Origin of the sequence: Weissella hellenica, assembly GCF_005405545.1 — a bacterium.
Taxonomy (GTDB): Bacteria; Bacillota; Bacilli; order Lactobacillales; family Lactobacillaceae; genus Weissella; species Weissella hellenica.
Genome location: NZ_BJEG01000001.1, coordinates 136,013 through 149,315, shown reverse-complemented (window position 1 = coordinate 149,315; position 13,303 = coordinate 136,013). Strand labels below are relative to the sequence as shown.

13 protein-coding genes are annotated in these 13,303 nt (G+C 36.0%); 3 read left to right on the top strand and 10 right to left on the bottom strand.

Annotated features, from left to right (window positions below):
• Positions 1 to 9 precede the first annotated feature (9 nt).
• The 8 genes from FFM61_RS00705 to FFM61_RS00670 all read right to left on the bottom strand — a co-directional run bounded on the left by FFM61_RS00705 (position 10) and on the right by FFM61_RS00670 (position 8,183).
• Complete coding sequence (locus FFM61_RS00705; RefSeq protein WP_074426602.1) at positions 10 to 903, bottom strand: alpha/beta hydrolase; 894 nt, start codon at positions 901 to 903, stop codon at positions 10 to 12.
• Positions 904 to 973: 70 nt separating this feature from the next.
• Positions 974 to 2,323, bottom strand: a complete 1,350-nt coding sequence (locus tag FFM61_RS00700) for an amino acid permease (RefSeq protein ID WP_074426603.1) — start codon at positions 2,321 to 2,323, stop codon at positions 974 to 976.
• A gap of 267 nt (positions 2,324 to 2,590) precedes the next feature.
• The gene (locus FFM61_RS00695) at positions 2,591 to 3,001 is read right to left on the bottom strand and encodes a DUF6508 domain-containing protein (RefSeq protein WP_074426604.1); all 411 of its coding nucleotides are present in this window, start codon (positions 2,999 to 3,001) and stop codon (positions 2,591 to 2,593) included.
• A 56-nt stretch (positions 3,002 to 3,057) separates the two neighbouring features.
• Positions 3,058 to 4,512 carry a glutamate--cysteine ligase gene (locus tag FFM61_RS00690; RefSeq protein WP_074426605.1) on the bottom strand — a complete coding sequence of 485 codons (1,455 nt, stop codon included), beginning with the start codon at positions 4,510 to 4,512 and terminating at the stop codon, positions 3,058 to 3,060.
• A 99-nt stretch (positions 4,513 to 4,611) separates the two neighbouring features.
• A complete protein-coding gene (locus FFM61_RS00685; protein WP_074426606.1) occupies positions 4,612 to 5,763 on the bottom strand; it encodes an AI-2E family transporter in 1,152 nt (383 codons plus the stop codon).
• Positions 5,764 to 6,017: 254 nt separating this feature from the next.
• Positions 6,018 to 6,914 carry a prenyltransferase gene (locus FFM61_RS00680; protein WP_074426607.1) on the bottom strand — a complete coding sequence of 299 codons (897 nt, stop codon included), beginning with the start codon at positions 6,912 to 6,914 and terminating at the stop codon, positions 6,018 to 6,020.
• A 95-nt stretch (positions 6,915 to 7,009) separates the two neighbouring features.
• Positions 7,010 to 7,285, bottom strand: a complete 276-nt coding sequence (locus FFM61_RS00675) for an acylphosphatase (protein ID WP_074426608.1) — start codon at positions 7,283 to 7,285, stop codon at positions 7,010 to 7,012.
• 85 nt (positions 7,286 to 7,370) lie between these two features.
• A complete protein-coding gene (locus FFM61_RS00670) occupies positions 7,371 to 8,183 on the bottom strand; it encodes a transporter substrate-binding domain-containing protein (RefSeq protein ID WP_074426609.1) in 813 nt (270 codons plus the stop codon).
• Between the two features lie 412 nt (positions 8,184 to 8,595).
• Between FFM61_RS00670 and FFM61_RS00665 the strand changes: the two genes are divergently transcribed.
• The gene (locus tag FFM61_RS00665; protein ID WP_074426610.1) at positions 8,596 to 9,297 is read left to right on the top strand and encodes an amino acid ABC transporter permease; all 702 of its coding nucleotides are present in this window, start codon (positions 8,596 to 8,598) and stop codon (positions 9,295 to 9,297) included.
• A 5-nt stretch (positions 9,298 to 9,302) separates the two neighbouring features.
• Positions 9,303 to 10,052: an amino acid ABC transporter ATP-binding protein gene (locus FFM61_RS00660; protein WP_074426611.1), complete on the top strand. Its 750-nt coding sequence runs from the start codon at positions 9,303 to 9,305 to the stop codon at positions 10,050 to 10,052.
• A gap of 76 nt (positions 10,053 to 10,128) precedes the next feature.
• On the opposite strand, the gene FFM61_RS00655 is transcribed toward FFM61_RS00660, so the two are convergent.
• Together FFM61_RS00655 and FFM61_RS00650 are read right to left on the bottom strand one after the other, a co-directional pair.
• A complete protein-coding gene (locus FFM61_RS00655) occupies positions 10,129 to 11,391 on the bottom strand; it encodes a Fic family protein (RefSeq protein WP_074426612.1) in 1,263 nt (420 codons plus the stop codon).
• Between the two features lie 201 nt (positions 11,392 to 11,592).
• Entirely contained in the window at positions 11,593 to 12,174 is a 582-nt protein-coding gene (locus FFM61_RS00650) for a TetR/AcrR family transcriptional regulator (protein ID WP_074426613.1), read from the bottom strand.
• 157 nt (positions 12,175 to 12,331) lie between these two features.
• Between FFM61_RS00650 and FFM61_RS00645 the strand changes: the two genes are divergently transcribed.
• Positions 12,332 to 13,189 carry an aldo/keto reductase gene (locus FFM61_RS00645; protein WP_074426614.1) on the top strand — a complete coding sequence of 286 codons (858 nt, stop codon included), beginning with the start codon at positions 12,332 to 12,334 and terminating at the stop codon, positions 13,187 to 13,189.
• Positions 13,190 to 13,303: the final 114 nt, after the last annotated feature.

Below are 13,303 nucleotides of genomic sequence, written 5' to 3'. Positions count from 1 at the left end.
AACCTCAATTTATAGCCATTTTTGCAAAAAATTAGCTTTAATTTCTGTATTTTCTGGCGTCATATAAGCACCTGGTCCATGTCCTTTACCTTCAATAACATGAATTTCAGCACGAGCATCACTCACAACCTGACGTGCTGCTGCAATCATGTTAACCGTCTGTTGGTATGGGACAATGACATCAGCAGTACCCACAAAAGCTAAAATTGGTGGCATTGCTGCGCTAAAATATGTTGCTGGATTATATTCTTTAACCTTATCTGGCACATCTTTTGGTGCTTGTTTATTAAACATTTGACCTTCAAATGATTCAGCCGTTCCAGTTTCAGAATAATTTGGCACCACACCGCTCTCTTTAAATTGGGGTATAAATTTATCAAATTCATACGGTCCGTAGAGAGAAATAATAGCATTTACCTTTTCAGATTCGTCAGCGTTTTCACCAAATTCACGATTTGACATTTTATCTGCCGTTGCAGTTACTCCTGCCAATAAAGCTAAATGTGCACCAGACGACTCACCCATTAATGCCACCCGATTCATATCTAATTGATACTCTGCTGCATGCGCCCGTAAGAAGCGAATTGCTGCTTTAACTTCATAGATTTGTGTTGGGAATGCTGCGTTTTGGATCCATGTATACGAAATACTTGCAACTGCATATCCTTGATCTAGTAGCTTCAACGCTGGATCAAGTTTATGTGAGCTCTTATCGCCAAATACTAATCCTCCACCAAACACATCCACAATAACAGGAAATGGTCCCTGTCCTTCATTTGGTAAATAAATATCTAAATCATGACGCTCACCAGCCATATAAGGGATATCTTGCCATTGTTGTTTAATATAATCTGTTTTTGCAAACGTCCGTGTATAAGGTCGTTCAATAAATTTTTCTGCCACGTTAATTAGCCTCCTATCATTACCTAATCAAAAAGGATAGTTGCCTATCCAACTATCCTTTCATAATACACTATTTTTTAGTTTTTATTCGTAAACTTAAGATAATCATTATTACAAACCATACAATAGCTAACACCGTTGTTGGCATTGTGTCCTTTGTAAATAGTAAAATCAAAAAAATACCAATCAAGAATGCAATTGTTAGATAATCTGTGACTGGTGCCCCAGGCATCTTGAATAATTGCTTTCCTTTTTTGAAGTCATCCGTTTTACGGTACTTAACGTGTGCATAAACTAACACACCATACATCACAACGAATGCTGCTGATGCAATTGACGTCACCAAATCAAATGCATTTGCTGGGAAAAAAAAGTTCAATACGACAGCTAATGCAATTAATAATACTGAAATGTTAATCGCATTATTGGGAATGTACCGCTTATTTATTTTACCAGCATATCCCTTGCCTTTTGATAACGAGAATAACATACGACCCGTTGTAAAAATAGCACTATTTAATGACGAGGCGGCTGCTGTTAAAACAACAAAGTTAATAATACCGGCAGCTCCGGTAATCCCGATGCCTGCGAACACCTGAACAAAGGGTGATTCACCAGCATGATAATTTGTCCATGGTTGAATACTCATAATGGCAATTAAGGCGCCAATATAGAAAATTAAAATACGAACAATAATTGAGTTAATTGCTTTTGGAATGTTTTTATAAGGATCTTGCGCTTCAGCTGCCGTCATACCCACAAATTCAATTCCTAAGAAAGCAAAAAATACCATTTGAAACGCTGCTAATAAATGACTACCACCGTCAGCAACAAACCCATGCTGCCATAGATTACTAATTGAAGTAACACCAGATGATGTTTTGGTGTGCATCACCATCATAATAACTCCCGTTGCAATCATAACAATAATGGCGATGATTTTAATCATTGAGAACCAAAATTCAGTTTCACCAAAGGCTGCCACGGCAATAATATTGATACCGTACAACATGGCCAAAATAATTAACTCCCATATCCAAATCGGAATATTTGGAAACCAAAATGACATATAAGTACCTACGGCTGTCAATTCAGCCATGGCAATCGTGATCCACCCAATCCAATAAGTCCACCCAATGATAAACCCGGCTTTAGGTCCAACGTACTTTTCAATAAAGCCAACGAAAGTAGCACGGTTAGGATCTGTTAGCAACAGCTCACCTAATGCTCGCATCATCCAAAACATAAACATTCCGACAATTGCGTAAACAATTAAAATAGCTGGACCAGCAGCACTAATTGAACGACCTGCTCCCAAGAACAAACCGGTTCCAATTGTTCCACCTAGGGCGATCATCTCAACATGACGACCAGTTAACCCTCTGTCTAGTTTCTGCGGGGATCCTTTTTGTTGTGACATATTCACACTTCCTTTTTCATAAAGACATCATGTTTACGATACTTAAAAATTTCATATTAACTAGTATATAAGAAATTTTATAATTTTCAAAATTTCATTTGATTTTTTCATACAAAAATCATTTAAAAATAAGTCGTTATATCATTTTTAATTAATTCAAACATAAATGATGCATTATGAAAGTATTCATACAAAATTAATATTAAATGCCAAAAAATAACCGTCGTAACTTATTAAGCCGACGGTTATTTTAGAATAGATTTTCACCTAATAATTTGGTCCTGGAAAGTCCATTGGTGTTTGACTCTGCAGCCGTTGTAATAAGCGATATAAAATACCTTTCCCCAACATCGCTGCCCACATACCTTCAAGATGACGTTCACCATGGATAACAACTGAAGTAACAGCACGCAATTCTCTAAAATCAGAACTTGTCCGCGCAATCATATCTACTTCTTCTTCACGTAGTTGATCTAATCCTTTTTGATGTAAGGTACGGTCATAATTTTGATCATAAAAATCAGACCATTCAAACGCTTGCACTAATGCCAACATTTGTTCATCATAAATCGGATGCTTTGTCATATGTTCATCTGTCACCCATGACACTTCTTTATCTGTCGCATCAGCTAAAAACGGATACCATTTTTCAAAATCAAAGGGGTGTTCTCTCCTCATATTTAACTTCCTCCAGCGATTAATATTTATTAGCCTAGTATTTGCTATTTTATCACTTATTTAAAGTTAGTGGGTGCTAATTCTGGAAAAAGTTCATTAATGTTAACAGGTTCAGATGCACGTTCAACATGATCACCCACACTTAACATAATTTGATTGCCATCATACTCAACGACACGTACACCGACAGTCAAAGCATCTTTCACAACGTCACTTAATGGACTGGTACCAAAATAATCGGCAAATAACACTTGCTCATTTTCTTTAAAATAACGTGCACGATCATTGCCCAATTGAGTTGTCCAAGTCTGCATCGTTGCCGCATTTGGTGCAACAGCCAGCATCTTGGCTGCTGGCGTTTTACTTGGTGTTAACACGCGGTCCGTAATTAATGACAAACCGTCATTAAACCGCATCCCAAAATGATCGGCCAACCGCGAAATTTCTTGCATAATCACAAGGACTGCATCTTTATTAGGTAAGGCATCAGTTGGTTTTTGCAATGACACTTCATTAGCTGTTTCAGCTTGTCCTTGCAAAACCTCATCACGCAACTGTTCATCATTAATGACAAAATAAATCAATAATAGATGAATCAAATTCAATTCATTTTCTGATATACCAGCAATATCAAAAGGATTTGTGTCTACCAAACGAATTTCTAAATAGTCAACGCTCGGATTATCGGCTGCTATTTTTTTAAATCGAACGGGACCATAAATTTCATGTTCCGAAAATAGCTTACCTTCCGCCAATAGCTTTTCAATTTGCTGTTTATATTTTTCATAGTCACCAACGTACGCTAATTTTTCACCATGATCATTCACAAAGCCATACTCACTGGTCCGTAACGAACGAACTGGTTGACTAAACTGTGGCGTTCTTGAATCAGTATCATTTAAATTAAATGGTGTGGCGCCAAACAAATAGTTGAACAACCATTGATGTGCAACTATTTGTTGTCCTAAATGAAAATAAACTTGATCTTTAAACACATTAAAATCAACTGCATCACTTGCCTTAAATAAATGCTGTAATAGATCCTGTGGTAACGAATAATTTAAATGTAAGCCTGTCATTATTTCGTGTGTTGACCCATATTTATGCATCAACCAATTACGATAATCTTGCATCCAGGTCCGTTCAAATTTTTCGTCCAACCATTGTAAATCATCTTGTTTTAATTCTGGTGGCATGCTTAAAGGCCAAATCGATTCATCGTCCGTCATATGATGACGTAAAACCCACTGTAATTGCAACAGACGATCGCGCGCTGCTTCAAATGAGTTGACCGGCTCCGTCACCAATTCAGCTTGCGTTTCACTATAATCCGTTTGTAAATAGGGATGCATACGTCTTGACCCTAGTTTAGCAGAATGATCAATTCTACTTAACCGTCCTGTCTTAGACACGCGATGCGCTTCTAATTCAATACCAAATTTTCCACCAATTAATTCTTTATATAAGTTATTAGTTGCGATTATCTGTCCTAAATGTAAATCATCTGCCATAATCTTTTACCTCATTAAAATTAATACCAAATAAAAAAGGCCTTGCGTATATGGAATATACCACACACAAGCGCCAATTTCATTATATTTTGTCATGCGTTAAACTGTTGTATCAATTTCAGATTCATCTTCTTGTGATACGGTATCATTATTTTGATGTACCTGCCAAAGCTCCCATGCATAAACTGTTATTGTTCGAATAATCGCATAGAAAGGTACTGCTAAAATCATCCCTGCAATTCCCGCAATATTCCCAGCTGCTAATAATAAGATAATAATTGTTAGCGGATGTACATTCAATGAAGCTCCCATGATCTTGGGATAAATCAAATTACTATCCACCTGTTGCACAACTAAGACAACGATAATTACCCATAAAGCTTGTAGTGGTGAATAGGTAATCGCTACAAACAAAGCTGGAATCAGACCGATATACGGCCCAACATAAGGAATAATATTGGTTACACCTGCAAACACACCTAACAACAATGCATAATTTTGACCAATCATGAAATAACCAATCGTTGTAAAGAAACCAACAAATAACATTTCAATTGCTTGCCCACTAATATATTGGGCAATCGTTTGATTTAGACGACTTAACACATCTGAAATACGGTCTTGTTGTTTGCTAGGAAAGACTCTTTGAATAAACGGTGATAGTTTATGACCATCATTTAACATATAAATCGTCATAACTGGTACTGTAATTGCCGTAATCGTCACATTAGTTAATTTACCGATTACCGAACTCAGACTAGTTGCCATCCCCGCTACCACGGTTTGACCAAATTTCTGCACTTCATCTTGTATTTTATTAAAATCTAGTTTAATGCCATACTCTTTTGCAATATTGATTTTACTAATTTCATTCACTAGCTGTTGAATAGTATCAATTAACCCTGGAATATTACGTATCAGTCCGGTAATCTGCTCAACCAATGTTGGTAATAGCATTAATAGCAATGCAATTAAAATACCAACCAACAATAGCATAACAATAGTAATCGCCCAACTGCGGCTCACATGCTTTACTTTACCCAACGGAATCTTTTTTAAAAATACCACAATTGGATTCAATAAATAATATAAAAACCCCGAAATGATCAATGGCACAAAAACAGCCCCTATAAATTGACTAATCGGTTCTAAAATAAAGCGCAGTTGTGTCACAACTAAAATCAGTAGCGCAATAGCCAATATTTCAAGCGTCCAAAAGAGCATCTTGGAACGTTTTAAGTATGCTAACACTTCGCACCCTCACTTTCATTTTTTATAATTATACCAGATAATCTCATCTACAATAATTTCTGGTGCTAATAAATTGACCACTTTTAATTGTGAAATAAATAACAAATAGATTAGGTTTAAATTAATTTTATCCACAAATTTATACACAGGTTTTCCACAGGCATTCGAAAAAGAATGCGTAAAAAAAGCATCAACCTCACCATTTATATTTTGGTAGATTGACACTCTGAAACAAGGCAAAAAATTAAATTTTATTAATTAAAAATCAAAGCTAATACTAAACCAATCGCCAAAGTGATTGAGATAACCACCGCATTTTTAATTGCAAATGGAAAATTGGGTTTGATTGGCTTTGATTGAAAAGCACGCACGTTTTTCATTACAATTGGCAATGATAATAACGCTACCAAAGCTAACCAAGGTAAAATGCCCAGCAATACCGCAATAATCAGCATCACATAACCTGCTATATAAATCCAGCCAAACGCTTTAACGGCACGTGGTTTTCCTAAATGCCACACCAACGTATGACGTCCCTCAGCAACGTCTTCTTCATAATCACCAATGTTATTGGCCAACATAATATCGCCAATTGCAAACCACGCAATAGCTGAAGCAATAATGGCATGAATAACCAACTCACTATTAAAGGTAGGTGCAATATTAATATATGTTGCACTCAAGAAAATTAAATAGCCCATCGTCAAACCAGAAGCTAACTCACCAAATGGGGTCCGTGATAACGGTAATGGCGTTCCTGCATACCAGTAAGTAACGATAAATCCAATGATTCCCATAATAAATAAAGGCCATCCTGTTTGGAATGCTAACCATAACCCACCAACAGCCGCAATCAAAATTAAAACACCTAGTGTTAACCATGATTGACGCTGTGAAATACCGCCATTACCAACAATGTTATTCACACCATTTTTCCATTCATCACTTGTTGCTGATTTAAAGTCTTGAATATTATTCCAAACATTTGCCACCATTTGTAATGAAAATACAACGATTGCAAATAAAATCGCATAACCAATGTTAAACTTTTGATACGTGATGGCTGCATATAAATTACCTAGTATTAACGGTAATGCACTCGCAACCAATGATTGCACTTCAACAAATTTTAACCATGTTTTAATAGCCATTTTTTTCAAAGCCTCCTAAAAACTCTTAACAACTCAGCTTACATTAAAAAAACCAGTCATGCAATGTCACATTGCTAACTGGCTACGATAACGTTTTATAATTCACGAAAGCTATTTCTATCTTCATGTACCGCAATGTCTTGCGTTGTTACCGAATCAACTCGGCCATATGGTGATGGCGATTCACCCACTTTAGCCACAAAATCTGCCATCACACTTTCCTCAGCTTGCGCCTCAATATGAACTGACCCATCTTCTTTATTCCATACAGCACCTACAACGCCCATATCCTCAGCTAACGTTGTTGTGAAATAACGAAACCCAACTCCCTGTACATGACCACGTACAATAATTTTTTTAGCAATCAACATAATTAACACCTCTATTAACATTAAATCCAGTAATTAAAAAATAGTCTCAAGGACAAATTCCCTGAGACTAATATTATACGTTATTCTATGGTTTTTTCGTTAAATCAGATCCAAAATATTTTTCTGATAGTTTCGACATTGTACCATCTTTTTTCAATTCTTTTTGTGCCTTCGTTATTTTTTTAGCTAACGCTTTATCTTTCTTATTTACCATTGGTGAAGCAGATGTATTATCCAATAGTTTAGTCGTCTTAGCCTTCAGTTTTGTTTCAGGATGTGCTTTTTTATAAACTCCCCATGAATCTTGTGAGTTTAGTGTCACATCTGCTTTACCAGAATTGATTAAATCAATGGCTTCTGCAAATCCTGGTACTGAAACGATCTTTGTGCCAGCCTTTTTAGCTGCTTGACCAAAGTTAGATGAAGCCGATTGTGCTGATCTCTTACCTTTTAAATCAGCAGCTGATTTAATATCTGAATCGGGTTTTGTAATCATCACTGTTTTAGTATATAAGTATGGGCTTGCAAACGTATAATGCTTTTCACGTTCTTTATTCTTACCCATGTTATTGTAAACGACATCATACTTGTTGGCGCCCAAGCCAGCAACTAGTGAGTCAAATTTTGTTTGTGTGAATTCATGCTTTAAATTTAGCTTTTTAGCAACTGCCTTTGACAAATCAACCTCAAAGCCAGTTAGTTTACCTGACTTATCACGATATGAATAAGGCGAGTATGTGCCTTCCAACCCAATTGTCAATGTACCTTTTTTATGCAAATTCTTTTGATATGCTGGTGTTGATTTGGCAGAAGTACTTGGGATTGCTGTGTATGCGCCAACACTGGCGACAGTTAATGAAACAGCTGCAATAGCTGCGATTTTTGTATATTTATTCATTTTATTTTCCTCAACTGGTGTTTAATTTGTCTTCAATTAACGTCACTTCACCGGTTATTTTAACATCGCATCCTAAAATTCATAAACATTACCTCTCTTAGTTACTGAGCCAAATCATACTCTGTTTACTAACAATTTGTCAATGTTTAGATAACTAATTAGATTTTACTTGCATTTAATTAGTTAGACCCCTAAAATAAAGTATGTTACTAATTTATTTGTCGTTTAAGGGGTATCATTATGTTACATGCTTCATCACATAACTATATTGCTTGTGCGAGCCTAACGCGTTTTTTGCGATAGGTTATCTTGGTGTACACCATTTTAATAATCGTAAAAAATGTGTTAGGCATCTGATGTTATCAGAATTGTTTAACACTTTTTTTGTGTTCATTTTTTGAAAGGATGACTCATGTTTCAATTTATTGCAACTTATGCACCTCAATTAATTGTTGCTGGTATTAAATACACGATTCCACTAGCATTAATTTCTTTTGTTATTGCCGTTGTGATTGCTGGTGCAGTCGCTATTTTACGTTCTTATATCCCTCATGCTACCGGATTTGGTAAGCTTGGTTGGCATATTTTAAAATTTATTCTTGGATTTTATGTTTGGATTTTCCGTTCAACCCCTATGCTTGTGCAATTATTCGTTGTTTTCTACGGTTTACCAAAATTAGGTATTAGTTGGTTATCTCCTTCAGGTTGGTCAGCTGCTGTGATGGTATTATCATTAAACACAGGTGCTTATGCGTCCGAAGCAATTCGTGCGTCAATTTCATCCATTCCTGATACACAACGTGAAGCCGCTGCGGCTTTAGGCATGACTGATCGCCAAATATTTTTGCGCATCATTTTACCACAAGCAACACGTATTTCTATCCCCACATTAGCTAATTCATTTGTTGCATTAGTTAAAGATACGTCACTTGCTTCCGTTGTGACAATTGTTGAAATGTTCTACCTATCACAACAACTAGCCGCCGTTAACTTTGAACCATTGCAAATGTATCTATTGGTTGCTGTTATCTATGCACTATTTGTTACCGTCTTGTCATTCCCACAACGCTATATTCAACGTTGGGCTGACCGTTTTGTGAAAGAACAGAGGTAAAAAACATGCTTAAATTAGAACATATTGATAAGCGTTATACTGAACATTATGCGCTAAAAGACATCAACGTTACCTTCAATCCGCATGAAACAACCGTCATTGTTGGTCCATCTGGATCTGGTAAATCTACTCTATTGCGTTCATTAAATCTCTTAGAACGTCCTGATAGTGGACAATATACGATTGATGACCGCACGATTGATCTAAGCCAGCCACTAACAACTGAAACCTTATTATGGGTACGTCGTAAAACAGGCATGGTTTTCCAACAACCACGTATGTTTGACCACCTAACAATCATGGGAAACATGATTGAAGCACCTGTGCATGTGCTTAAACAATCAAAGGCACAGGCTACTAAACATGCACACGAATTATTAGCAGCTGTTGATTTAGACAACACGGCTGATCGTTATCCTTATCAATTATCTGGCGGCCAAACGCAACGTGTTGCAATTGCACGTGCGTTAGCTATGGCGCCTGATTATCTACTATTGGATGAGCCAACTTCTGCTTTGGACCCAGAACTAGAGGCGCAAGTTTTACGTGTGTTAAACGACTTAGCTCACGAAAATCAATCCATGATTATTGTGACCCATAACATGGATTTTGCGCGTCATGCGGCAGATCGGATGTTATTCTTGGAAGATGGTGAAATCAACTTTGATGGTACCCCAGATGAATTTTTCAATAATCCGACTGAGCGTATTAACCGTTTCTTAAATGCTTTTAAATTCAATCAAAATGAAGCGTAACAGTGACTCATTAAAAAATATCCCGAAAGTTAAATTCTTACTTTCGGGATATTTTTATATAATTCGGGGAGTTTACTCAAATAAGTAATTCATGCCAAGTTTTCTTATTAATAACATGTTTTAAAGGATTTTTAGAAATTTCAACTAATATGCCATTGCTAGTTAGGTCCTTAATAGCACCTTTGATGCTATTCACAGCCACTTTTCTTTTATTAATAATCGCTACTATCTCATTATCCTTGATTGACGTTGAATCAACGATATTAAACAACTGTGATTGAGAAATTATAAATAGTATCCCCTTATCTAAATCTGAAAACTGTCCTTGTTGTGCAAGATTATGCTTTATTGTATCTAATTTCTCCTTTTTACCTCTTAAATCTTGAATAACATCCTGTTGTCCCGATACTAATATGGTCAGCATGTCTTCTAAAAATATCGTCAAATCACCTCGATTAAACATATCATCAGCTTGTTTAAACGTACGATAATATTTATCGCTATGTTTCCTGATAGCCGTAGCAATCGATAAACCTGAATATATATCTACTTTTGAAGAGATATACGAAGATAGTAAATATCGTCCCATCCTACCATTACCATCATAAAATGGATGCGTATTTTCAAACATAAAATGCGTTACCAAAGCTTTTAAAATCGGATCGACCTTATGAGAATTCATAAAATCAATTAAACTTGTTAATGCAGTAAATATTTCTTCTTCCTTAACAGGTGGGATATATACAGTTTCTAACGAATTGCCAATTCGCACAAAACCATTTCTAAAATATCTACTATCCGGTTTCTCTTTATCTATAATTTCACCTTGCAAAAGTTCATCATATATAGTTCTAAAATCTTTTAACTGAAATATCTTTTTTGATTTTTCACTGATAGTATCAATATATAAATTTACAGTAGAAACTAATCTCTTGGTTTTCGTATTTTTTTTATTATTTCCAATGATTGTTCCTATTTCTTCACGATTTGTATCCACGCCCTCTATTTCATTGGTATCATGAATTTCATTAATTAATAACGTATTAATAAAACTAGTCTTAGCAACCCCTGGTAAGATATCTTCTAAAAGAATAATTTGTTTTGAATGACGATACATTTTTGAAATTAATTCATTAATTCGAACAGTTTCAACAAAAAATATTGGGTACGTTGTGGTAGACTTTTCTTCATCGTTCATTATTTTAGGTCGCATCTGTGTCATTATTGTAGAATATCCATCAATACGACACCTATATTCTTGATCAGCAATTATATTCTTAGGTAAGGACTTATCATCAACTGTGTAAATATATTGTTTTAATAATTTATATTTTGCCATAATTCCATCCTTATTTTGAAATATGTCTATTCTTTATATATTACCATATTTTTTTGTTTACTAAAGCGTAAAAATACGCAATATTTTAAAGTTAACTAAAATAATTAGCTGTTCTAAACAAAAAAATCCTGAAAGTTAAATATTTACTTTAACTTTCAGGATATATCTCATGCCATCAATTCCTGGTTAGCTTTTAAATTTTTATTCTTCAGGCTGTTGCGTTAATCCTTGTTGCACAACAGGCAACGTTTCTTGCCACGTTGTTTCAAAAATTGTTTTAAATAAGTTGTCATCCCAGCGCCCTGCAAAAAACGGATGATAAAAATAGGTGAATGTCTGCATAACCGTTTGACCACGTTGTTGACGGAACGTGTCCCATGCCATTATTTTTTCAACAGCTGCTGCAAATTCTTTAAGTCGTGGTTCAATTAAACTATCATGCTTACCTAACTCAAACTTATAAAAAGCTAACATTTCTGGTGCTTCAGCAAAACTGGCTTGACGACGCGTTGAAAGCAACCACAACCAGTCATGCAACGCTTGCACCCGATTCTCTTTTGTAGCCCGCTCACTGGCCGCTATGATTGGTGCATCGACATGCAACAACCAATCCTCATCCATTTCTTGAAATAAAGCATCACGGTTGGCAAAATGCTTGTACAACGCAGCTGGCGTAATTGTCAATTTGCGCGCAACATCAGCAAGACGTGCCTTTTCGTAACCTTTTTCCATCAACACAGCCTGCGTTGCTTCAAAAATTGCTTCTTTTGTAACTTTTGACATTTCACTTTCCTTTCTCACGTTATTATCCTTAATATTATACCCAACTATATCAAGTAGATAAACTATATAATTTAGTTTAGCGTTATTTTTTGTTATACTGGGAAGTGAATTATCAGCTAAATTTAACTGAAATATATTTAATAAGAGGTGTAAGTATATGACCATTTCATCATTAACCGATACATTTACCTTAAATAATGGGGTTAAAATCCCAGTTATTGGATTTGGTACGTGGCAAACGCCAGATGGGGATGTCGCCTATCAAAGTGTGCTTGATGCATTAAAAGCTGGTTATCGCCACATTGACACTGCCGCTGCTTATGGTAATGAAGCTTCAGTTGGTCGTGCTATTAAAGATTCAGGTATCCCACGTGAAGAATTATTCGTTACCTCAAAATTATGGAATGACAGCCACAGTTTTGAAGCTGCAAAGATTGCCTTGGATAAGTCATTACAATTACTTGGATTGGACTACCTAGATCTATACCTAATTCACTGGCCAAATCCATTAATCAATCGTCGTAATTGGGACAAGGCCAATGCCGAAACTTGGCGCTACATGGAAGATGCCAACACTGATGGTAAAATTCGTGCCATTGGTATTTCTAACTTCCAAATTGAACACGTTGAAGCTTTGTTAAAGACGGCAACAATTGCCCCAATGGTTAACCAACTATTTGTGAACCCTTCTGACCTAGAAAAGGATATTGTTGCCTTCAACAATGAGCATAATATTTTAACAGAAGCCTATTCACCATTGGGAACAGGATCTTTGCTAGAAGTTCCTCAAATCAACGATATTGCTACAAAATATAATAAGTCAGCAGCACAAGTATTGGTACGCTGGTCGCTACAACACGGTTTCCTACCACTACCAAAATCAACTCATGCTGAACGAATTGAACAAAATGCCGATGTCTTTGACTTCGCCTTAACTGACGAAGAAATGACAGCCCTTGATCAATTAGAAGGTGTTGCTGGAACACATCAAGATGCCTCACAAGCTGATTTCTAAATTAGAGTGTGCCACAAGACGGTTTGAATCCGGTTGTAACATCGTTTAGGTGAGTTGCGACCGAAGCAACGCGTAGGGCGTGATACGCCTAAATGTTGTTACATTTAGGATTCA